Origin of the sequence: Streptomyces sp. TLI_053 (genome assembly GCF_900105395.1) — a bacterium.
In the GTDB taxonomy this organism is placed as follows: Bacteria; Actinomycetota; Actinomycetes; order Streptomycetales; family Streptomycetaceae; genus Kitasatospora.
Window position 1 is genome coordinate 7,799,838 of record NZ_LT629775.1, and the last position, 21,290, is coordinate 7,821,127.

Genomic DNA, 21,290 nt, shown 5'->3' on the forward strand with positions numbered 1-21,290 from the left:
GGAGGACGGCGCACCCGGGCGGCGGAGGACGGCGCGCCGGCTACCCCGCCGAGGGCCCGTCCGGCCGCTCCCGCAAGGCCCGGGCCATCAGCTCCGCCAGGTGCAGGGCCCGTCGGCCGTCGGCCAGTTGGGCGATCTGGGTGCGGCAGCTGAAGCCGTCCGCGAGGACCACGGTGTCCGGTCCGGCGGCCCGGACCTCCGGCAGCAGCACCCGCTCGGCGATCGCCGCCGAGATCTCGTAGTGCCCGCGCTCGAAGCCGAAGTTGCCCGCGAGCCCGCAGCACCCGGAGTCCAGGACCCGGTTCTCGACGCCCATCCGCCGCTCGATCCGGCGGTCCGCCGTACTGCCGAGCACCGCGTGCTGGTGGCAGTGGGTCTGGGTGACGGCGTCCACCCGCAGCCGCGGCAGCGGCGCGTCCGGCGCGTACTCGTCGACGAACTCGGCGAAGGTGCGGGTGCGTTCGGCCAGCGGGCGGCCCTCGGCGCCGAGCAGGCGCGGCACCTCCTCGCGCAGGGTGGCGGTGCAGCTCGGGTCCATCCCGACGACGGGTGTGCCGGCGGGCAGGCCGGTGGCGGCGAGCGAGGCCAGGCTTCGACGCATCGTCCGCCGGGCGCCCGGGAGTTGGCCGGTGGAGTACCAGGTCAGACCGCAGCAGACCGGGCCGGACGGGAGCCGGACGTCGAAGCCCAGGTGTTCCAGGACCTCGACGGCCGCGCGCAGGACCTCCGGCTGGAGGTGGTCCGAGAAGGTGTCCGGCCAGAGCAGGACGGGCCGGGCGCCCGCCGGGGCCGGGTGCCCGGCGCGGTGCCGCCGGAACCAGCGGGTGAAGGTCTCCGGCGGCAGGACCGGCAGTGCCCGGCGTCCGTCGATGCCGCCGAGCCGCTTGAGCAGCGGGGCGGCCGGTGAGCGGGTGATCGCGTTCACCAGGCCGGGTGCGAGCGCGGCGCCGCGCAGCCACAGCGGCAGCCGGCCCATCGCGTAGTGCGCGGCGGGCCTCGGCCGGTGCCGGTAGTGCTGGTACAGGAACTCGCTCCGGTAGGTGGCCATGTCGACCTGGACCGGGCAGTCGCTCGCGCAGCCCTTGCAGCCCAGGCAGAGGTCCAGTGCCTCACGGACCTCGGCGGACCGCCAGCCGTCCGTGATCGCGGCCCCGGCACCGGGGCGTTCCCCGGCGCCGCGCAGCATCTCGGCGAGCAGCCGGGCCCGCCCGCGGGTCGAGTGCCGCTCCTCACCGGTGGCCATGTAGCTCGGGCACATCACGCCCGTGGTCGGGTCGACGCACTTGCCGACCCCCACGCAGCGGCGGACCGCCTTGGCGAGGCTGCCGTCGTCCCGCTCGTACGGCAGGGCGAGCGGCAGCTCGCGCACCGGCCGCCCGCCGAAGCGGAGGTCGGCGTCCAGCGGACGCGGGTCGACCGCGGTGCCGGGGTTGAGCAGGTTCTCCGGGTCCCAGATGTGCTTGAACTCGCGGAACAGGTCGATGACTTCGGGCGGGTACATGCGCGGCAGCAGCTCGCCGCGGGCCTGCCCGTCCCCGTGCTCGCCGGAGAGCGAACCGCCGTGCGCGACCACCAGATCGGCCGCCTGCTCCATGAACTCCCGGAACACCGGCAGCCCTTGCGGCCGCGTGAGCGGGAAGTCGATCCGCAGATGGACGCAGCCCTCGCCGAAGTGCCCGTACGGCACGCCGCGCAGGCCGTGCCGGCGCAGCAGGGCGCGCAGTCCGCGCAGGTAGTCGCCGAGCCGCTCCGGCGGGACGGCCGAGTCCTCCCAGCCGGGCCAGGCCTCGCCGCCGTCGGGCAGCCGGGTGACGATCCCGGCGCCGGCCTCGCGCACGGCCCAGAGCTGGCGCTGTTCGGCCGGGTCGGTGACCACGGTGGCGGTCGCGGTGCGTTCGCGGCGGACGGTCCCGGCGAGGCGGCGGGCGGCGTCGAGGGCCTCGGCGGCGGTGGCGCCGCCGGTTTCCAGGAAGAGCCAGCAGGCGCCGTCGGGCAGCCGGTCGAGCGCGGGCGGGCGCGGTCCGGCGGCGAGCAGGGCGGCGATCAGGTCGGCGGCCATGCCCTCGACGGTGAGCGGGCCGTCCGGGAGCAGCGCGGGAACGGCGTCGGCGGCGGCCGTCTCGTCCGGGTAGCCGGCCACCACCAGGGCGCGGGCGCGCGGTTCCTCGACCAGCCGGACGGTGGCGCCGAGCAGCAGCGCGCAGGTCCCCTCGGTGCCGGTGAGGGCGCGGGCCAGGTGGTGGCCGTGTTCGGGCAGCAGGGCGTCCAGCGGGTAGCCGGAGACCCGGCGCGGGAGTGCGGGCAGGCCGCGGCGGAGGGTGGCGAGGTTCCGGTCGGTGAACTCCTGGAGCCGTCGGTGCAGATCGCCCTCGGGGCCGGGCCGGGCGGCGAGGGCGGTGCGTTCGGCGGGGATCAGCGGGCCGCCGACGGTCAGTTCGGTGCCGTCGGCGAGCAGCAGGTCCAGCGATTCGACGTTGTCCGCGGTGCGGCCCCAGGCGACGGAGTGGGCGCCGCAGGAGTCGTTGCCGATCATGCCGCCGAGCGTGCAGCGGCTGTGGGTGGACGGGTCCGGCCCGAACCGCAGGCCGTAGGGGCGGGCGGCGCGCTGGAGGTCGTCGAGGACGGTGCCGGGCCGGACGCGGGCGGTGCGGCGCTCCGGGTCGATGCCGAGGACGCCGCCCAGGTGGCGGCGGAAGTCCAGCACCACCGCGCCGGGGCCGATCGCCTGCCCGCCGATACTGGTCCCGGCGCCGCGCGCCACCACGGGCACCCGGTACTGACGGCACAGGGCGAGGGCGGTGCGCACGTCCTCGGTGTCGGCGGGCTTGACCACGCCGAGCGGCAGCTGCCGGTAGTTGGAGGCGTCGTGGCTGTAGACGGTCCGTTCGGCGGCGTCGAACCGGACCTCGCCGCGCAGTGCGGCGGCCAGCTCGCGCGCGAGTTCGGGCGCGAGCTCGGGCGCGGGGCCGGGCGCGAGGCCGGAGGTGGGGTCGGGGCGGCTCACGGGCGGTCCTCCCGGGCGGTGGCGAACGGTCCTCACCGATCATCGCAGCCCGCCCGGGGCGACGGGGACGGAGCCGGGGCGCACGGAGCCGGGACGTGGAGCCGGGACGTGGAGCCGGGACGTGGAGTCGAGGCACACGGGGGCGGGGCACGGAGCCGGAACGCGGAGGCGGGCGGTGCGGGCCAGGACAAAGGCCCGCAGGTCGGACCGGCGGGACGGGCACGGAGGAAAAGCGCTGGCGGCGCTCCCGGGGAGTGTGGGACGGTCGGTCCCCGTGACCATCGAGAACCCTGACGACCCCCGCCGTTTCCGCGCCCATCTGCCGATCGGCGAGCGGCTCCCGATACCGGAGGACGCGGCACCCTCCTGGTCGATCTTCCCCTACGAGGGCGAGCTGACCGTCCGTCCGCTGGAGGCCGCCGAGCTGCCCGAGCCCGCCCGGCACGGCGAGGCCGGGGCGGCGGAGTGCCACGAGTGCCGCCGTCCGGAGGAGGACTTCGTCTGGACCGACGAGCACTGGCGGCTGAGGGCCTTCGACCCGCCGCACGGCCTGCCCGCCGTGCTGTTCCTCGGCCCGCGCGACCACCACGACCTGACGGACCTCCCGCCGGCCCGGGCGGTCGAACTCGGCCCGATGCTCCAGCGGGTGGAACGGGCGGTCCTCGGGCTCGGCGGTGTCGGGCGCGTGCACGTGAACCGCTGGGGCGACGGCGGGGCCCATCTCCCCCTGTGGCTGATCGCCCGCCCCGAGGGCCAGCGCCAGCTGATCGGCTCCACGCTCGCGCTCTGGATGGACCTGCTCCCGCCGCTGCCGGACGAGCTCCGCGCGGACACCCTGCACCGCATCGCCACCGCCATGGCCGCCGACGGGGGCACGGCGCACGCCTGACCCGACGGCCCGGGGACGGCACGGACCCGCGCGCCGCCCCCGCCCCGGTCCGCCGCCCACGGCGACGCCGAAAGGCCCCGCACCGCCCTCAGCGGCGCCGGGAGGCCCCGGTGAGGGTGCCGGCGGCGATGTGCGAGAGCTTCGCCACCTCGAAGGCCGGGTACGCGCCCCCGGCCAGCAGCGAGAACTTGACCCCCTCCCGACCGCCCGGGCGGCGGTGGCCCGGCGGCTGGAAGCGCCGGTGGTGCTCGGCCGCGCGGTGGAAGAACTGCGGGCGCTCGGCGCGGGCGACGCAGCCGGCCAGGTCGAAGACGAACAGGTAGTGCCGGACCATCCGGGTGAACAGCGCTTCACGGACGGCGTCGGGGACGTCCAGCTCGTCCAGCAGCGCGAACGTCCGCTCGTACTGGTCGAAGAGGTCGAAGCTGCTGCTCCCCGGCGATCCGGTCGGGTGCACGGTCTCGCGGCGGCGCAGCTGCACGCAGGCACGCGGCAGGACGGCGATCCGCCGGGCCGTCAGCATCGCCCGGTGCACGACGGGGACCTCCTCGTAGCGGCCCTCGGGGAAGGCCAGCGCCTGCCCGCGCCAGTGCTCGTGCCGCACCAGGCGGTCCCAGACCAGCGGCGGTGCGCCCAGCAGCTCCGGACGGTCCGCCGGGCCGAAGACCCCGGGTCCGGCCTCGGCCAGCAGCGTCTCGGCGCCGCCCGGCCAGTCCCGCCCGCCGTGCTGCCGGGTGTGACCGAACAGCAGCAGGTCGACCGGGCCGGTCCGCTCCAGGTGGTCGGCGAAGGAGCCGAGGGCGTCGCGGGCGAGCAGGTGGTCGGCGTCCAGGAACAGCAGGTACTCGCCGCGGGCCCGGGCGGCGCCCGCGTTGCGGGCGACGCCGACGCCGACCGCCGCGTCGAGCTGGAGCACCGACACCCGGGGGTGCCGGGCGGCGTAGCGCTCGACGAGCTGGGCCGGGCAGTCGGGGGACCGGTCGGCGACCACCAGCACCTCGAAGTCGCGGAAGGACTGGGCGAGCAGCGAGTCCAGGCAGTCCGCCAGCTGTTTCTGCTGGTCGTAGGCGGGGATCACGACGCTGATCAGGGGTGAGGGCATGACGCCGGAGCGTAGGAGCGCCTGCGAACGGTGGCAAAGCCCTGACGGTCCGTAAATCAGGGCAAGGTCTGTCAAATCGTATGGACGTACGCCATATCTTCACCAGCCATTCCGGTCGCGTCCACGTCAGGAACCTCGTCCCCCCCGACGTCCCCCCGACGTCCCGCCGAGCTCCCACCGAGGTTCCCCGCCGCCGACGTCCCCGCCGCTGGTTCGGCGCGCGGCATCCGGCACCGGCGGGCAGTCTGGAGGCGATGCCGCGGGGACGCCGCGGCGGCGCGCGGACGGAGGCGGGTATGGAGCAGCGGACGCGGCCGCCCCGGCGGGGCGAGCTCACCGCCTTCCTGACCCGGCTGACCTCCGTCCTGCTGCGCAACAGCGGGGAGGGCGTCCAGCGGCTGGAGCCCGAGGTGGAGGGCGCGGCCCGGGCCTTCGGCGGCGCGGCGCAACTGCTGGTTGTCCCGGACGGCGCGGTGCTGACCGTCACGGCCGGCGGCGAGACCGGGACGGTGACGGTCCGGGCGTTCCCCGAGGTGTTCCGACTGGACCAGGTCGCCGCCGTGAAGCCGATGCTCGCCGAGATCGAGGCCGGCCGGCTCGACCTGCCGGCCGCGGCGGCCCGGCTCGCCGTCATCGACTCGGCCCCGCCACCGTACCCCTGGTGGGTGAAGGCGATCGGGATCGTGCTGTTCGCCGTCGGCTTCGCCCCGCTGATGCAGCCGACCTGGTGGGAGATCGGTTCCACCGCCGTCCTCGGCACGGTGAGCGCGGCGCTCGCGGTCGGGGCGGCCCGCTGGCCCCGGCTGGGCGCGGTGCTGCCGTTCGTGGCGGCCGTCCTGGTGTCGGTGGTCGCGCTGCTGGTGTTCGCCCGGACCCCTGAGCACGGCGGGCCGGTGCTGATCATGCTGCCCGCGCTGTTCTTCTTCGTCCCCGGCGACTATCTGAGCGCGGCCGCCGCCGAGCTCGCCGCCGGGCACATCACCCCGGGCGCGGTACGGCTGGTGTACGCGGTGTTCCTGCTGCTCCAGCTGTACGTCGGGGTGCTGGTCGGACTCGCCGTCACCGGGCAGGACCGGCACGAGCTGTTCGACGTGGCCGTCGCGCAGGACCTGCCGCGCTGGGCGCTGTTCACCGCCTGGATCGTCTTCACGGCCGGCACCGTGCTGGCCTTCGCGATCCCGCTGCGGCTGGGGCTGCCGCTGCTGCTGCTGGTCTATCTGACGGTGGCGGTGCAGACCTTGTTCACCTGGCTGGCCGGCGAGGTAGTCGGGACCTTCGTCGCCGCGGCGGCGCTCAGCGCCGCAGCGACCCGGGTCGCCCACCGGCCGGACGGGCCGCCGCGGCTGATCCTGCTGCTGCCCGGCTTCTTCACCCTGACCGTCGGCTCGCTCGGCATGCGCGGGCTGACCGACCTGGCGGGCGGCCACCCCATCGCGGGTTTCCGCGATCTGACGCAGCTGGTGACGCTGCTGACGACGATCGCGGTGGGCCTGCTGGCGGGCGAGGTGCTGGCGGCCGCCCGGCGCGGGGAGCGGACACCACCGGAGCCGGCGTAGGACCGGGCGGGCCGTCAGACGCTGCAGCCGGCCGCCGGGACGGGGCGTTCTGCCGGGACGGGGTGCTCCACGGGGGCCGCGGCCAGCTCGCGCAGGTACCAGTCGAGCCGGTTGCCCGTCGGTTCCATTACCCGTTCGGAGTACCGGAACCCGGCCCGCCGGGCGACCGCCGCCGAGGCGGTGTTCTCCGGGTCGACCCGGATCACGCCCTCGCTCGCGCCCTCCTGCGCCGCGTAGCGGCACACCAGGTGCACCGCCCGGGTCGCCAGGCCCCGCCCCCGCCAGCCGGGGTAGAGGCCGTAGGCGATGTTGACCTGCCCCGGGCCGAGGCGCGGCATCGCGAACCGCAGGTCGATCGTGCCGGCCAGCACCGGCTCCGGACCGGTCCGGATGCCGAAGACCCGGGCCGGTCCCCGGTACAGCCACTGCGCGGTGCACCGCCGCACGTACTCCTCGGTGCCCGCGCGGGTGCTCGGCCCGCCGTTCAGCCAGCGCACCAGCTGGTCGTCCTCGCCCGCCAGGTGCGCGTCGATGTCCGCCGCCCGGAACGGGGTGAGCGTGACGACCCCGTCCGACAGCCTCACCTGATCCATGGGCCCACTCTGGCCCGGCGCGCGCCCGCCGGGCCACTGGGATTTCGGCCAGCCCGCACCCGAACGGACTGTCCACGAAACACCGTGAACCGTCCTCGAACGAGCCCCCGGCGAACCCTCGACGAGCCCTCAACGAGTGTCGGGCGAGCGTCGGGCGAGCCATGAACGAACCCCGGGCCGCCCCCGGACGGCACGGGGACGGCCCGGAGGCGCCGCGTCCGCGGGGTGCGCTCAGCGGCCGGTCCGCGTCGTCGTGCCGCGCAGCAGCAGCGCCACCGCGACGGCGGCGAGGGCGACGACCCCGGCGGCGGTGAGGACGGTCAGGTGCATGGCACCGACGAAGGCGTCACGGGCCCGGTCGGCGACCGGCGGCCCGAACCGGGAGGCGGCGCCGAGGGAGGCGCGGGCGGCGTCGGCCAACTGCGGCGGCAGACCGGTGACGTCCACGCGGGCGCGGTAGCCGGCCGTCAGGACGCTGCCGAGCACGGCGATCCCGAGGGCGCCGCCCAGCTCCCGGGCCAGGTCGTTCATCGCCGAGCCGACGTTCTGCAGGGCGCTCGGCAGGGCTTCGGTGATGGCGGTGGTGGCGGGCGTCATGGCGAGCCCGGCGCCCAGGCCGAGCGGGAACAGGACGGCCGCGATCTGCCAACCGGAACTGCCGGCGTCCAGCAGCGCGAGCGAGGCCAGCGCGCCCGCGACCAGCAGCAGGCCCGCGACCCAGGGCCCGCGCGCGCCGAACCGGTCGGTCAGCCGGGGGCTGAGCCGGGCGCCGGGCATCATCCCGAGCGCCATCGGCAGCAGCGCGACGGCCGCCGCCAGGGCGCTGCGCTCCCGGACCAGCTGGAGGTACTGCATGATCACGAAGAGGTAGCCGAAGAAGGCGAAGAACTGGCAGGTGATCGACAGCGTCCCGGCCGCGAACCGGCGCTCGCGGAACAGCCGGGGGTCCAGCAGCGGGTGCCGCCGCCGCAGCTCCCACCGGACGAAGCCGACCAGCAGCGCCAGCCCGGCCAGCCCGCAGACGAGGGTCCACGGGTCGGCCCAGCCCCGGACCGGTGCCTCGATCACCGCGTAGACCAGGGCGCCGAGACCGGTCACGGCCAGCAGGGCGCCGACGACGTCCAGCCGGGGCGCGTCCGGCTCGGCGGACTCCGGGACGAACAGCAGGGTGCCGGCCAGGGCCAGGACCGCGAGCACCACGTTCAGGACGAAGATCGACGGCCAGGACCACAGCTCCAGCAGGACGCCGGTGGCGAACAGGCCGAGCACCGCCGCCGCGCCCGCGACCGCCGCCCAGGCGGCGACGCCCCGGGCCCGCCGCTCCGCCGGGAAGGTGCTGGTGATCGTCGACAGGGTGGCCGGCATGACCAGCGCCGCGCCGACGCCGAGCAGGGCACGCAGCGCGATCAGGGCGCCGGGGTCGGTGGTCAGTGCGGCGAGCCCGGAACCGGCGCCGAACAGCGCCAGGCCCACCAGCAGGGCCCGCCGCCGTCCGAACCGGTCCCCGATGGCGCCGGCCGGCAGCAGCAGGGCGGCGAACACCAGGCTGTAGGCGTCGATGATCCAGGACAGCTGGGTCTGGCTGCCGCCGGTGGCGCGGGCGATGTCCGGCAGGGCCACGTTGAGCGAGGCCATCGCGGCGACCACGGTGGCCAGCGCGAGACAGGTGACGAGGAGGACGGCGCGGTGGCGGCGGTCCGGGGAGGCGGCGGCGGCCGCCCGGTCGGGGGGCGCGGCGGTGGCGGGCATGGCGGGACTTCCTCACGCTGGACGGTCGGTGCCCGACCAGCGTGGGCGCGCTGCGGCTAGCATTTCAACCATGATGAATTCTGCGGAGGCGGAGGCGGAGGCGGAGGCGGGGCCGGCGGGCGACCGGGCCGGGGCGTCGGAGGTCGCCGCGGGCGGGGTGCCGGACGGAGCCCGGGCCGGGGGGCCGTCCGGGGAGCCGTCCGCCGGACCGTCGGGGAAGCCGTCCGGGAGGCCCGTGGGGGGACCCGCACCCCGGCGCGGGCGCCGCAGCGGGAACTCCGGGGCCAGGGAGCAGATCCTCGCCGTCGCCCGCCGCCGCTTCCTGGCCGAGGGGTACCAGGCGGTCACGCTCCGGTCGGTGGCCGCCGAGGCAGGCGTGGACCTGGCACTGGTCAGCTACTACTTCGGCAGCAAGAAGGGCCTGTTCGGGGCCGCCCTCGCCCTGACCGGGAACCCGGCGGTGCTGCTCGCCGGGGCGCTGGAGGGCGGGCTGGAGACCTTTCCCGAGCGGGCCCTGCGGCTGCTGCTGGGGGTCTGGGACGCCCCCGACAGCGCGGGCCCGCTGCGTGCCATGATCGGCGGCTCGGCATTGGACCCGGCGGTCGCGCAACTGGTGGGCGAGGTGGTGCAGCGCGAGATGGTGGACCTGATCGCGGCCCGGCTCGGCGGTGCGGACGCCCGTCGGCGGGCCTGTCTGTTCGGCACTCAGCTGGCCGGGCTGATCATGGCCCGCTACGTGCTGCGGCTCCAACCGCTCGCCGCGCTGCCGGCCGATGAAATCGCGCGCTCGTACCTGCCGCTGCTGCGGCAGGCGCTGTGGGGGCGCCCGGGCGGTCCCGGTAGTCCGGGAGGTGTTGGTGGCCCGGGAGGTGCCGGTGGACCGGGAGGTGCCGGTGGTACCGGAGGTCCGGGCGGCGCGGGGAGCACGGGCGGGCGGCGGTCCGGCGGGGCCCGGACCTGACGGGTGCGGGGTCGGGGGCCGGGGCCTGATGCCGGGGGTCGGGGCCGGAGTTCGCGGACCTGCACCCGGGCCGGGTTCGGACGCCGCCGGGTCCTGACGGCGGCCGGACTCCGGACGCCGCCCTGACGGGAGCGGCGGCGGGAGCGCTCGCCGGGCCCGCCCACGTTCGGGGCCGAGCCCGTACGCCGCTGAGTCCGTACGCCGCCGAGCCCGCAGGCGTGGGCCTGCGGGCTCGGGGGGCTGTTCGTTCTTCCCTGCACTTTGCAAAGTGTGACTTTGCAAAGTGCAGGAAACGGTGGTTCACGGCTTCCCGCAGCTCCACCAGCCGCTCTACCTGCAGTTCTAGTGGTGGGGCTGCACTGCTCTGGGTATGCCTCAGCACTTTGCAAAGTCACACTTTGCAAAGTGCTGAGGGCAGAGGCCGATGCCGGGGTGGGCCGAAGGCCGACGACGGGCCGGGGTCGGCTCAGTACCAGTGGTGGGACTGCCAGAACGACCAGGCGCCGCACGGGCTGCCGTAGCGGGAGTTCATGTAGTCCAGGCCCCACTTGATCTGGGTGGCCGGGTTGGTGCGCCAGTCGGAGCCGGCCGAGGCCATCTTGGAGCCGGGCAGGGCCTGGACCAGGCCGTAGGCGCCGGAGGAGGCGTTGGTGGCGGTGACGTTCCAGCTGCTCTCGCGGGACACGATGTTGTTGAAGCACTGGAGCTGGCCGGCCGGGACGATCTGGGCGGCGATCTCGCGCGGGCTGCCGGAGTAGGTCGGCTTGCTGTTCAGCGCGGAGCGCTCCTGCGAGCGGGAGGCGGCGGCGTCCGACTTCGCCTTGGCGTCGGCCTGGGCCTTCGCCGCAGCCTGCGCCTCGGCCTGAGCCTGCGCCTGAGCATCGGCCTGCGCCTGCGCCTGCGAGGCGGCAGCGGCAGCGGCGTCCGCCTCCGCCTGTGCGGCGGCCTGCGCGGCGGCCTGGGCCTTGGCGTCCGCCTCGGCCTGTGCCTGCGCGGCGGCCAGCGCGTCCGCCGATGTCCCGCCCGTGGTGGCGGCCACCGCGGCGACGGGCGCCTCGGCGACGGCGGTCCCACTCTCCGGGACGGCGAGGGCGGCGGTGGCCGCGCTCGCCACCACGAGAGTGGCGACACCGGTGATCAGCGAGTTGCGGCGGGCATGGCTGAGCTGCATGGAGCGGACAATCCTTTTCCGTCGGGGTGCCGTCAGGGCCTGGGTGGCCGTCGTGGCGTGCCGGCCCCGGGCGGGGCGGCGGCGCGGGCGCCGGGCATCACACGGGGCCCGCTCGGGGGAGCGGCCCGTGATGGCGTACGGGACGGCCGTGGTGTGCGTGCCTGCCCCGGCGGAGGTGCGGGGCGGCGGGAGCTGCGCGGCGGGGGGACCGCCGCGCTGCCTGGCGACGGACCATTCTTGGCAGAGCCCGACACGGGCGGCAAAGGCGCCGGCTACTACGGCCGGTAGTGGAAGGAAGGCCCGGAAATGGCGAAGCGCCCGACCGATGGCGGGCGCTTCGACAGCATTTGTCCGTTTTTGTGAATCGATGGGCCGTGCCCCGGGATCGTCGACGAACGATCGGCCCGAACCGGCCGACCGCCTGCGTTCTCCGGGTCCGTGACGGCCGGTCCACCGACCCGGCCCGGTGGCGGGCCGTCCACCCCCGGCCGATGGCGGGGGGCCGACGCGCGGCTCGCCACTATCGGCGGTAGTGGATCGCCGAAGGCCTGTGGGGGGCCTCACACGCGGGGGCGGCGAACTGCACGCGCTGTGACGGTCCGGTCACGTGCTCCGGTACGGGTTCGGCTCCGCGGGCAGCGGTGCGCCGGTGCGGGAGTCCTTCGTGTACGGGTTGTCCACGTACGGGTTGTCCACGTACGGGTTCCCGGCGTACGGGTTGGCCGCCGCCGGGCGCTGCGCCCGGTACTCCGGTACGTCCGGGACGGCCGCCGGGCCCGAGGGCTCCCCGTCCGACGCCTCCCCGTCCGACGGGTCCTCGTCCGTCGCGGGCTCCTCCTCGACCGGCACCAGGTCGCGGGCCAGCAGGGTCGCCCCGGCGACGGCGCCCGGCATGGCCACCACGGTCACCAGCGGGACCAGGAACCCCAGCACCAGCGGCACGCCGAAGCCGAAGGCCAGCCCGAGCCGCCCGCGCAGCAGCCGCAGCCGCTCCCGCTGCGCCACGCCGCGCCGCTGCAGGGCGACGGAGGTCAGCTCCAGGGTGAGGAAGAAGCCCGAGACCAGGAAGCCCAGCACCGGGACGACGGTCTGCCCGACCACCGGGATGAAGCCGGCCGCGAACAGCAGCAGGCCGAACCCGCCCGCCCGCACCAGGACGAAGAGGCTGTCCCGGGCCGCCACCACCAGCTCGCGCCAGAGCGGAACGTCCGGCGGGGTCGGCGCGCCGCCCTCGGTCTCGTCGACCTTCTCGCAGAGTTCCTCGTAGAACGGTTGGCCGACCAGCAGGGTGACCGCCGTGAAGGTGAGCACGGAGAGCAGCAGGCCGCCGACGAACACCAGTGCGGCGAGCGTGGTGCGCAGCAGGTCCTGCCAGAACGAGGTCCAGTGGTCGGCGAACGGGGTGGCCCAGGCGGCGATGTCCCCGGCCCAGCCGCCGAGGAAGAACAGTGCCACCACGTAACCGGCCAGGGTGATCAGCGCCGGGATCATTCCGAACGCCCACCAGCGGCCGTGCCGCGCCACCCACCGCTGGCCCTTGGCCAGGTACCCCATCCCCGCTGCAAGATCTCGCATGAGGGGAAGGGTAGGTGCTGACGGGTCGCCGGGTCATGTCCGTCCGGTCACGGAACGGAACCGGAGCCTCCCGGCCCGGCGACGCGCGGAACGGTGTCGGGGACGGCCGCAACGGTGACCGGGGTCAGGGGGCCGCCGTCAGGGGCCCGGCGCCCGGGACAGGCGCCCGGGACAGGCGCACCGGCGCCGGCCCAAGGCGCACCGGGCCGGGACGTGACGCCCGGACGCGATGCCCGGACACAACGCTCGGACACGACACCCGGGCACAACGGCACCGGGCCCGGGAGCCTCCGCAACGGCTCCCGGGCCCGGTGCCCGCGGACGGTACTGCGCGCCGGCTCAGGATGCCGGCGCCTCCGCCGCGGCCCGCCGCCGACGGCCCACCACGGCCGACGCCGCGAGCACGATGGCCGCGGCGACCAGCGACAGGTACATCTGCTTCCGACCGTCGGCGTCGGTGAACATGTACGCCATCACGAACCCGATCATGCCGATCGCGGCCCAGGTGAGGTACGGGTACAGCCACATCCGGACGGTCAGCCGCTCCGGCATCTCGCGCTCGATGATCCGGCGCATCCGGAGCTGGGAGAAGCAGATCACGAGCCACACGAAGAGCGCCACCGCGCCGGAGGAGTTCAGCAGGAAGGAGAAGACCGTGTCGGGGGAGGTGTAGTTGAAGAAGACGGCCACGAAGCCGAACACCACCGAGGACAGGATCGCCACCCGCGGCACGCCGCGCTTCGTCACGGTCGCGAAGGCCTTGGGCGCGTCGCCGCGCTGCCCGAGCGAGAAGGCCATCCGGGACGCGGTGTACATGCCCGAGTTGAGGCAGGACAGCACGGCGGTGAGCACGATCACGTCCATCACCCGGCCGGCGCCCGGGATGCCCACGTGCTCCAGCACCGCGACGTAGGGGCTGCCCTTGACGGCGGCGGAGTCCCACGGCAGCAGGGTCACCACGAGCAGGATCGAGCCGAGGTAGAAGATGCCGATCCGCCAGATCACACTGTTGGTGGCCTTGCTGACCGCCTTCTCCGGGTCCTCGGACTCGCCGGCGGCCAGGGTGACGATCTCGCTGCCCATGAAGGCGAAGACGACGGTGAGCATGCCGGTGAAGACCGCGCCCACCCCGTGCGGCAGGAAGCCGCCGTGACCGGTCAGGTTGGCCGTGCCGACGGCGTGGGTGCCGGGGAGCAGGCCGAACACGGCGAGGCCGGCGACCACCAGGAAGGCGGCGATGGCCACCACCTTGATACCGGCGAACCAGAACTCGAACTCGCCGTAGGAGGCGACCGAGCCCAGGTTGGTCGCGGTCAGCACGGCCATCACGATCAGGGCGAACGCCCACTGCGGGACGCCCGGCATCCAGTTGTTGAGGATCTTCGCGCCGGCGGTGGCCTCGACGGCCAGCACCACGACCCAGAAGAACCAGTACAGCCAGCCGATGCTGAACCCGGCCCACCGGCCCAGCGCCCGGTCCGCGTACGCGGAGAAGGAGCCGCTCTGCGGGTCGGCCGCGGCCATCTCGCCGAGCATCCGCATGACCAGGACGACCAGCACACCGGCCAGCGCGTAGGAGAGCAGGATGCCGGGGCCGGTGGCCGCGATGCCCGCGCCCGAGCCGACGAACAGGCCGGCGCCGATCACGCCGCCGATGGCGATCATCGACAGGTGGCGGTTCTTGAGCCCGGCCTTGAGGTGGCCGTCGCCGCCGTGGCCGTGCCCGCCGTGCCCGGCGGGGTGCTGCTGGGCGGAGTCGCGGGGCGGGGGTGATCCGGCCCGGGTTGTGGTGTCCGCACTCATCGTGAGGGTGCCCTGTGCCTTTCCGGCGCGGCCCGACCCTCGGCTCGATCACCGAAGGGTGGGGGACGGATCCGCGCATTGCGGTGCAACCTAACCTCTACCTCCGGGTATCGGAACAAGGCACCGGGAACTGTTCGCTCAGCGGACGTAAAAGCCCAGGTCAGGGCGGGTGAAGTGGGGGCCCGGAAAGCTCAGATCTGACGCACCGCCAGCAACTCGGGGCCCTCCCGGGGGGTTTGTCGGGCCGCCGTACATACTGGCGGCGTGATGATCGTCCTCGTGGTGCTCGGCGTTCTCCTCGTGCTCGCCCTGCTGACCCTCGTCCACTGGTACCTCTGGCGCCGGCTGGTGCGCGACGTCTCGGCGCCCGGCGGCCGCTGGCGCCGGACCGGCACCGTGCTCGCCTTCGTCCTGCCGCTGCTCTCGGTGGGGGCGCTGATCGGCGGGCGGGCCTTCCCGATAGCGGTCGAGCGCTGGTTCGCCTGGCCGGGCTACCTCTGGCTCGCGGTGCTGCTGTACCTGCTGCTCGCGCTCGCCGTCGGGGAGCTCGTCCGGCCGCTGCTGCTGCGCCTGCCCGCCGGCCGCAGGGCACCCGTTCCGGTCCCCGGGGCCGTTGCGGTCCCCGAGGCCCCCGCGCCCGTCGAGTCCGCGTCCGTCGAGTCCGCGCCTGCCGACGCCGCACCTGCCGAGTCCGAGTTCGAGTCCGAGTTCGAGTCCGAGGCCGCACCCGCCGAGTCCGCCCCCGCCGCCGCCCCGACCGCGCCCTCGCCCGAGCGGCGGCTGTTCGTCGCCCGCGCGGTCGCGATCGGGGCCTCCGGGGCCGCCGCGGCCGTGGTCGGCACCGGCATGTACGGCGTGCTGCGCGGACCGCGGCTCAAGCAGGTGACCGTCCCGCTCGCCAAGCTGCCGGCCGGTGCGGACGGCTACCGGATCGCGGTGGTCAGCGACATCCACCTCGGCCCGATCCTGGGCCGCGCCCACACCCAGCGGATCGTGGACACCATCAACGCCGCGAAGCCCGACCTGATCACGATCGTGGGAGACCTGGTCGACGGCACGGTCCCCGAGCTGGGCCGGGACGCCGAGCCGCTGGCGCAGCTGCGGGCCCGCGACGGGGCCTACTTCGTCACCGGCAACCACGAGTACTTCTCCGGCGCGGCGCCCTGGGTGGACTTCGTCCGCGAGCTGGGTGTCCACCCGCTGCAGAACGCCCGGGTCGAGCTCGGCGGCTTCGACCTGGCCGGGGTCAACGACATCGCCGGGGAGCGCGAGGGCGATGGTCCCGACTTCGGCCGGGCGCTCGGGGACCGCGACCCGGCCCGCACCGCCGTCCTGCTCTCGCACCAGCCGGTCACGATCCACGACGCGGTCCGGCACGGCGTCGACCTCCAGCTGTCCGGGCACACCCACGGCGGGCAGCTCTGGCCGGGCAACTACATCGCGGAGCTGGCCAACCCGACCGTCGCCGGGCTGGAGCGGTACGGCGACACCCAGCTCTACGTCACCCGCGGCGCCGGCGCCTGGGGTCCGCCCGTGCGGGTCGGTGCCCCGTCCGACATCACGATCGTCACCCTCGCCTCGCTCCGGGTCTGAGCGCCGGGCGGGTCCCGGTCCGACCGGTTCAGGCTTCGGTGACGTCGAGGAGGACGACCAGGCGGCCGCCCGGACGGGGGTCGAGCCGGGCGGCGAGCAGGGCCGGGATGTCGCTCTCCCGGGAGTGACCGGGGACGAGGGTGATCTCCGCCTGCCGCACGTCCGCGCTGCCGGACAGGGCGTAGCGGACGCGGTACGTCGTGGTGTCGGGCGGCGGGGGAGGTCCGGGTTCGCGCACGGTGCGTTCACCTCCGTTCCGCCGTCCATTGTCCGTCGGTCGGCGGCCGGTGGCCGATCGGGGCGAACCCGGGCAGAGTGGAAATCTCCGGAGCCGGTCACCCCGGCCGGCGCGACCCGTCGCGTGAACCACCGGGACGGCTCCGGGAAGGAGCGACCCCATGCAGACCACCTGGAAGGGGACGATCAGCTTCGGCCTGGTCTCCATCCCCGTCCACCTGTACTCCGCCACCAAGGAGCACGACGTCCCCCTGCACCAGGTGCACGCCAAGGACGGCGGCCGGGTGCGGATGAAGCGGTACTGCGAGCAGGAGGAGAAGGAGGTCCCGTACGCGGAGATCGCCAAGGGCTACGAGTCCCCGGACGGCCGCACGGTCACCCTCACCGACGAGGACCTCGCCGACCTCCCGCTGCCCAGCAAGAAGATCATCGACGTGCTGGCCTTCGTCGACGAGGGCGAGATCGACCCGTTGATGTTCTCCAAGGCCTACTACGTCGGCGTCGCCGACAAGGCCGCGTCGAAGCCCTACGCGCTGCTGCGGGACGCCCTGGTGGATTCCGGGCAGATCGCCGTCACCAAGATCGCGCTTCGCAGCCGGGAGTCGCCGGCCGTGCTGCGGGTGCACGACGGCACGCTGGTGCTCCAGACCTGCATCTGGCCCGACGAGGTTCGCCCGGCGGCCGGGATCGCGCCCGAGGAGGACATCACGGTCCGGCCGCAGGAACTGAGGATGGCGCGCTCGCTGATGGAGACCCTCTCCGAGGACTTCGACCTCGAGCAGCTGCACGACGACTACCAGCAGGCGCTGCAGCAGGTGATCGAGGCGCGGCTGCAGGGCGTCGAGATGCCGCACGAGGAAGAGGCGGGCGAGGCGCCGGACAACGTGATCGACCTGATGGAGGCGCTGCGAAGCAGCCTGCGGAAGGCCAAGGACGCCCACCCGGGCCGGCCGGCCGCCGAGCCGGAGCCGGAGTCGGAGTCGGAGCCGGAGCCGGAGTCTGAGCCGGCCGAGGAGCAGTCGCCGCCGCGCAGACGCGCCGCCTCGAAGAGGACGACGGCCCCGAAGGCCGCGGCGGCCACGAGCAAGAAGCCCACGACCGCGAGGAAGTCCACGACCGCGAAGAAGTCCGCCGCCGCGCCGACGTCCGCGACCGACAAGAAGAGCACGAGCGCGAGGAAGAGCACGACCGACAGGAGCGGCGCGACCGACAAGAAGAGCACGACCGCGAGGAAGCGCACGACCACCGCGACCCGGAAGCCCGCCGCTCCCCGGAAGGCCTCGTGACCTCCCCCCTCACCCCCGGAGGCGATTCCCGATGGACCTGATCACCTACAAGGCGCAGGACACCGGCCCCGACGCGCCCGCCCACCCGAGTCCGGCGCACCGGGCCTGGCACTGGCTGTGCAGTCTCTCCCCGACGGCCGTGGTCTTCCTGGTCGGCCTCTCGATCGGCCTCGGCGCCATCGGCACCCAGGCCTCGCTGACCTGGCTGATCGTCTTCAGTGTCGTCTGGGGCGTGACCGTGCTGGCGCTGGTCGGCGTCGTCGCCCGGTGGGCCACACCCGGCCGGGGCCGCCACCGGATGGCCACCTGACCGTCCCCAGGAACCCCAGGAACCCCGGGGAACCCCAGGAAGCGGAGAGGTCCCGTGCCCGGGCAGCGGCCCGGGCACGGGACCTCTCCGGCCCTCAGCCCTTGAAGAGGTTGTGGCCGACGTCGGACGGCACGATCTCCTTGACCGGCGTACTGCTGTCGTCGGGCACCCTGGCGCCGGGCACCGGTTCGTCGCCCTCGCGGTGCAGCAGCACCACCCCGTGCTCGCCCCAGACCTGCCGGTAGCCGTGGGCCAGCAGCAACTCGATCCGCTCGGCCTGCTCCGCCGAGGTCTGGAACGGGAAGGTCCGGGTGTCGGAGCGGATCAGGACGTAGTCGCGGCCGCGCGGCACGCCGTCCACCAGGACCACGTCGGTGCGGCCGACCAGTCGCGGCACCACCTGGTTGTCGGCCTCCACCAGGGCGCCGTCGGGGATCTGCGCGGCGCCCCGGACCAGGGCCGCGTTGCTCGCCGAGGGGCGCCAGAAGGCCGGGGTCAGCAGGCTGATCCCGCCCAGCAGCAGGCTGCTGACCAGGGAGATCGCGACCGCCGCGATGCCCAGGCCGTGGCCGGTGCGCCGGTGGGTGCCGCCCCGGGCGTGCAGGCGGCCGAGCGCCTCCAGGGTGGCGGTGAGCAGCACCGGCCACAGGAAGGCGTCGTAGTGGTGGGCGATCGACCAGTGGTTGGGGTTGTCCGACAGGACGCGTTCGGCGAGCAGCGGCACCAGGCAGAGCGCGGTGGCGGAGCGCAGCGGCAGCAGCAGCAGGGTGCCGAACAGCCAGAGCAGCAGCAGCGGTTTGACGGTGGCGTTGGTGGCGACCTGGAGCAGCAGCAGCGGGTCGCCGAGGACGTTGCCGATCGCGGTCCCGGCGTCCGGGCCGAGCGGGCCGTACACCCAGTAGTAGTCGGGCTGGCCGCCCATGGCGGGGATCAGTTCGACGATGGCGAGCGCGGAGGCCAGCGGGCCGCCGATCAGCAGGCCCGCGCCCCAGGCGAGGGCGCGGCGGTCCCCGGCCCGGTCGCCCCCGCGGTCGCCGCGCGGGCGGCCGCGCCACAGCAGGACCAGGCCGTAGGTGCCGACCAGCAGCCCGAGGTCCTCCTTGGTGAGGCAGAGCAGGGCGGCGGCGAGCGCGGCGGTGCCGTAGCGGCGGGCCAGGCCGCGTTCGAGCATCAGCAGGGTGAGCGGGACGGCGAAGGCGACCTCGTGGAAGCCGCCCCGCCCGGCGGCGAGCAGGGGCCAGCCGAGGCCGTAGACGAGGCCGGCCAGGTCGGCGGCCAGGCGCACGGTCCGCAGGCGCGCGGGGTCGGTCCCGGCCGGGTCACCGTGGCCCGTCCCGGTCCCGGTCCCGGTCCCGGTCGCGGTGACGTCGGTCGGAGGGGTGAAGCAGCGCACCGCGATCCGGCGGATCAGCGGGACGCCGGCGGCGAGCAGCAGCGCCTGGCCGAGGATCAGGGTGCGCGGGTCCTCCCAGATCCAGTAGAGCGGGGCGAGCGCGGCCAGGATCGGTGAGAAGTGGTCGCCCAGGAGGGAGAAGGAGGGCGGGAACTCGTGGTGGTAGCTCTTCACCGGCGAGATCGGCAGCTCTAAGTGCGCGTAGCCGGCCACACCCTGGTGGAAGATGCCGAGGTCGAATCCGCCCAGCAGGACCGCGGACCACTGCTGGAGCCCGCACGCCGCGGTGACGGCGAAGCAGAGCAGCGTCAGCACGGCGGTCCGGCGGCCGGAGAGCGCGGCGGCGCCGGGTGCGGGCGGGCGTACGACGCGCGGCAGCAGCGGACGGTTCTGGCGGGTGGACGGGCTGAGCCCGGTTTCGACTGGCACGGGATCCCTGAGGTGGTCGGGGGCGGGGGTTGCTGTTCGGGCGGGCCGCGGGGCGGCCGCCCCGGATCAGCCGGCTCCGGGAGCGGCGGGCGGCGGCGTGGCGGCGGCCGGCGGTGCGACCGTGCCGGGGGCCCGCCGCAGCAGGGTGATGCCGTGGTCGCTGCGCACCACCTGGTAGCCGCTGTTCTTGACGGTGGCGACCTCCTGGCGCTCGCGGTCGGGCGACATCGGCCAGCCCATCGGCTGTCCCTCGTCGACCACGATCCACTCGGCCGTCGACCAGTTCTGCGGCCAGCCGAACACGATGACCTCGCAGCGGTTGGTCAGCTGCGGAACCAGCCGGTTCGACGCGGCGACCCGGGCGTCGTCCGGGACGGTGGCGAGCACCGAGCGGGCCGCCTCGACCCGGGCCGGGGTCCGCCACAGTTCGGTGGAGAAGAGCTGTCCGAACGCGAAGCCCGGCAGCAGTGCCAGGGTGACCGTCAGGCTGACCGGCAGTGCCGCGCGGGCGATCCAGCGGGGTACCGTCCCGCGCCAGCCGCGGGCCTTCACCAGGACGTCGACGAAGGCGGCGAACACGATCGGCATCAGTACGGCGCTGTAGTGGTAGTTGGTGCCCCAGTAGGCCGGGTTGTTGGAGAGCAGCCGCCAGCCGAGGGTGGGCAGCGCGACGATCATCAGCGGGGAGCGGGCGGCCAGCAGCACGGTCGGTGCCAGCAGCAGCAGGACGGTGGTGACCTTCTCGCCGGGGGTGACCAGGTCGAGCGGCAGGGTGAGCAGGTTCCGCCCGCCGGAGCCGCCGCTCAGGTTGTCCCAGTAGGCGAAGCTGCCGCCGGGGCTCATCGCGGGGAGCAGCACCAGGAGTTCCAGCAGCGAGGAGCCGACGCCGAGCAGGATGCCGGCCACGCCGACGCGCCGGTCGCCGCGCCACAGGATGCAGGCGCCGACGGCGGCCACGGTGATGCCGAGGTCCTCCTTGACCAGGACCAGCGGCGCGGCCCAGGCGAGGGCGGCGGTCCAGCGCCGTTCGCCGAGCGCGACGACGGAGAATGCGATCAGCGGGACGGCGAAGGTGATCTCGTGGAAGTCGAAGCCGAGGGCGGAGGCGAGCCCCCAGGAGAGCCCGTAGCCGAGGCCGGTGACCCCGGCGGCGGCCGGTCCGAGCTCGCGTTGTGCCCAGCGGGTGATCGGGACGGCGGCGACGGCGACCAGGGCGGACTGGGCCAGCAGCAGGACCTTCGCGGAGGGCCAGAGCCAGTAGAACGGGGCGAGGGCGGCGAGGGCGGGCGAGAAGTGGTCGCCCAGCAGGTTGAAGCCGGGGCCCTTGAGTTCCACGATCGGGCCGCGGCCCTCGGCGTAGCCGCGCACGCCCTGCTCGAAGATCCCGAGGTCGTACCCGCTGGTGAGGAGGAGTTCATGACGGCGAATGGTGAAGAAGGCGTAGACCAGGAAAAGGGTGAGGGCGACCGCCCAGGGGATGAATCGCACCCGCCGATCGGCGGGTGGTGTCGTGCTCGACGGTTCGTCACCCTCCGTCCTGCGCTGAAGTGCTGATGTGAGTGTACTAATTGTCACTGAACATCCCCGTCGTTCCGGGTGCGAGTGGTCTGCGGCCGATTCTTGTTCGACGCCTCGGGGT

General features: G+C 74.6%; 16 protein-coding genes. 6 read left to right on the forward strand and 10 right to left on the reverse strand.

Annotated features, from left to right (window positions below):
- Nucleotides 1-40: 40 nt before the first annotated feature.
- The gene (locus BLU95_RS32710) at nucleotides 41-3,004 is read right to left on the reverse strand and encodes an FAD-binding and (Fe-S)-binding domain-containing protein (RefSeq protein WP_093863153.1); all 2,964 of its coding nucleotides are present in this window, start codon (nucleotides 3,002-3,004) and stop codon (nucleotides 41-43) included.
- A gap of 274 nt (nucleotides 3,005-3,278) precedes the next feature.
- Here BLU95_RS32710 and BLU95_RS32715 point away from each other — a divergent pair, with 274 nt between their 5' ends.
- On the forward strand, nucleotides 3,279-3,893 hold the full coding sequence (locus BLU95_RS32715) for a hypothetical protein (RefSeq protein WP_231977983.1): 615 nt from the start codon (nucleotides 3,279-3,281) through the stop codon (nucleotides 3,891-3,893).
- Nucleotides 3,894-3,981: 88 nt separating this feature from the next.
- Here the strand turns inward: BLU95_RS32715 and BLU95_RS32720 are convergent, their stop codons facing one another.
- Nucleotides 3,982-4,995 (reverse strand): glycosyltransferase family 2 protein, encoded by a 1,014-nt coding sequence (locus tag BLU95_RS32720; RefSeq protein WP_093863154.1) that lies wholly within the window; start codon nucleotides 4,993-4,995, stop codon nucleotides 3,982-3,984.
- Between the two features lie 296 nt (nucleotides 4,996-5,291).
- Between BLU95_RS32720 and BLU95_RS32725 the strand changes: the two genes are divergently transcribed.
- The gene (locus BLU95_RS32725; protein WP_093863155.1) at nucleotides 5,292-6,551 is read left to right on the forward strand and encodes a threonine/serine exporter family protein; all 1,260 of its coding nucleotides are present in this window, start codon (nucleotides 5,292-5,294) and stop codon (nucleotides 6,549-6,551) included.
- 14 nt (nucleotides 6,552-6,565) lie between these two features.
- Here the strand turns inward: BLU95_RS32725 and BLU95_RS32730 are convergent, their stop codons facing one another.
- Nucleotides 6,566-7,144, reverse strand: a complete 579-nt coding sequence (locus BLU95_RS32730; protein ID WP_093863156.1) for a GNAT family N-acetyltransferase — start codon at nucleotides 7,142-7,144, stop codon at nucleotides 6,566-6,568.
- A 231-nt stretch (nucleotides 7,145-7,375) separates the two neighbouring features.
- Complete coding sequence (locus tag BLU95_RS32735) at nucleotides 7,376-8,893, reverse strand: MFS transporter (RefSeq protein ID WP_093863157.1); 1,518 nt, start codon at nucleotides 8,891-8,893, stop codon at nucleotides 7,376-7,378.
- A gap of 70 nt (nucleotides 8,894-8,963) precedes the next feature.
- Between BLU95_RS32735 and BLU95_RS32745 the strand changes: the two genes are divergently transcribed.
- Nucleotides 8,964-9,854: a TetR/AcrR family transcriptional regulator gene (locus tag BLU95_RS32745; protein WP_197698646.1), complete on the forward strand. Its 891-nt coding sequence runs from the start codon at nucleotides 8,964-8,966 to the stop codon at nucleotides 9,852-9,854.
- Nucleotides 9,855-10,320: 466 nt separating this feature from the next.
- Here the strand turns inward: BLU95_RS32745 and BLU95_RS32750 are convergent, their stop codons facing one another.
- The 3 genes from BLU95_RS32750 to BLU95_RS32760 form a co-directional block, all read right to left on the reverse strand.
- Nucleotides 10,321-11,025, reverse strand: coding sequence for an aggregation-promoting factor C-terminal-like domain-containing protein (locus tag BLU95_RS32750; RefSeq protein WP_093863159.1), 705 nt, complete (start codon nucleotides 11,023-11,025; stop codon nucleotides 10,321-10,323).
- 603 nt (nucleotides 11,026-11,628) lie between these two features.
- Nucleotides 11,629-12,600: an EI24 domain-containing protein gene (locus BLU95_RS32755; protein ID WP_093863160.1), complete on the reverse strand. Its 972-nt coding sequence runs from the start codon at nucleotides 12,598-12,600 to the stop codon at nucleotides 11,629-11,631.
- A gap of 339 nt (nucleotides 12,601-12,939) precedes the next feature.
- Nucleotides 12,940-14,403 (reverse strand): amino acid permease, encoded by a 1,464-nt coding sequence (locus BLU95_RS32760; protein ID WP_093863161.1) that lies wholly within the window; start codon nucleotides 14,401-14,403, stop codon nucleotides 12,940-12,942.
- A gap of 267 nt (nucleotides 14,404-14,670) precedes the next feature.
- Between BLU95_RS32760 and BLU95_RS32765 the strand changes: the two genes are divergently transcribed.
- Complete coding sequence (locus BLU95_RS32765; protein ID WP_093863162.1) at nucleotides 14,671-15,996, forward strand: metallophosphoesterase; 1,326 nt, start codon at nucleotides 14,671-14,673, stop codon at nucleotides 15,994-15,996.
- Nucleotides 15,997-16,024: 28 nt separating this feature from the next.
- On the opposite strand, the gene BLU95_RS32770 is transcribed toward BLU95_RS32765, so the two are convergent.
- On the reverse strand, nucleotides 16,025-16,234 hold the full coding sequence (locus tag BLU95_RS32770; protein WP_093863163.1) for a hypothetical protein: 210 nt from the start codon (nucleotides 16,232-16,234) through the stop codon (nucleotides 16,025-16,027).
- A gap of 160 nt (nucleotides 16,235-16,394) precedes the next feature.
- On the opposite strand from BLU95_RS32770, the gene ku reads away from it, so the two are divergent.
- Both ku and BLU95_RS32780 read left to right on the forward strand, forming a co-directional pair.
- Nucleotides 16,395-17,519 (forward strand): non-homologous end joining protein Ku, encoded by a 1,125-nt coding sequence (ku, locus tag BLU95_RS32775; RefSeq protein ID WP_093863164.1) that lies wholly within the window; start codon nucleotides 16,395-16,397, stop codon nucleotides 17,517-17,519.
- 31 nt (nucleotides 17,520-17,550) lie between these two features.
- Nucleotides 17,551-17,829 (forward strand): hypothetical protein, encoded by a 279-nt coding sequence (locus BLU95_RS32780; protein WP_093863165.1) that lies wholly within the window; start codon nucleotides 17,551-17,553, stop codon nucleotides 17,827-17,829.
- 94 nt (nucleotides 17,830-17,923) lie between these two features.
- Here BLU95_RS32780 and BLU95_RS32785 read toward each other — a convergent pair whose 3' ends face one another.
- Together BLU95_RS32785 and BLU95_RS32790 are read right to left on the reverse strand one after the other, a co-directional pair.
- Complete coding sequence (locus BLU95_RS32785) at nucleotides 17,924-19,651, reverse strand: DUF2079 domain-containing protein (protein ID WP_093863166.1); 1,728 nt, start codon at nucleotides 19,649-19,651, stop codon at nucleotides 17,924-17,926.
- Nucleotides 19,652-19,717: 66 nt separating this feature from the next.
- Nucleotides 19,718-21,139, reverse strand: a complete 1,422-nt coding sequence (locus BLU95_RS32790; protein ID WP_231977985.1) for a DUF2079 domain-containing protein — start codon at nucleotides 21,137-21,139, stop codon at nucleotides 19,718-19,720.
- Nucleotides 21,140-21,290 lie beyond the last annotated feature (151 nt).

What these genes read in the sequence shown, in the direction of transcription:
- BLU95_RS32720 (WP_093863154.1), bottom strand. Translation starts at nt 4,995, where the DNA reads ATGCCCTCACCCCTGATCAGCGTCGTGATCCCCGCCTACGACCAGCAG.
- BLU95_RS32725 (WP_093863155.1), top strand. Translation starts at nt 5,292, where the DNA reads ATGGAGCAGCGGACGCGGCCGCCCCGGCGGGGCGAGCTCACCGCCTTC.
- BLU95_RS32730 (WP_093863156.1), bottom strand. Translation starts at nt 7,144, where the DNA reads ATGGATCAGGTGAGGCTGTCGGACGGGGTCGTCACGCTCACCCCGTTC.
- BLU95_RS32735 (WP_093863157.1), bottom strand. Translation starts at nt 8,893, where the DNA reads ATGCCCGCCACCGCCGCGCCCCCCGACCGGGCGGCCGCCGCCGCCTCC.
- BLU95_RS32745 (WP_197698646.1), top strand. Translation starts at nt 8,964, where the DNA reads ATGATGAATTCTGCGGAGGCGGAGGCGGAGGCGGAGGCGGGGCCGGCG.
- BLU95_RS32750 (WP_093863159.1), bottom strand. Translation starts at nt 11,025, where the DNA reads ATGCAGCTCAGCCATGCCCGCCGCAACTCGCTGATCACCGGTGTCGCC.
- BLU95_RS32755 (WP_093863160.1), bottom strand. Translation starts at nt 12,600, where the DNA reads ATGCGAGATCTTGCAGCGGGGATGGGGTACCTGGCCAAGGGCCAGCGG.
- BLU95_RS32760 (WP_093863161.1), bottom strand. Translation starts at nt 14,403, where the DNA reads ATGAGTGCGGACACCACAACCCGGGCCGGATCACCCCCGCCCCGCGAC.
- BLU95_RS32765 (WP_093863162.1), top strand. Translation starts at nt 14,671, where the DNA reads ATGATCGTCCTCGTGGTGCTCGGCGTTCTCCTCGTGCTCGCCCTGCTG.
- ku (WP_093863164.1), top strand. Translation starts at nt 16,395, where the DNA reads ATGCAGACCACCTGGAAGGGGACGATCAGCTTCGGCCTGGTCTCCATC.
- BLU95_RS32780 (WP_093863165.1), top strand. Translation starts at nt 17,551, where the DNA reads ATGGACCTGATCACCTACAAGGCGCAGGACACCGGCCCCGACGCGCCC.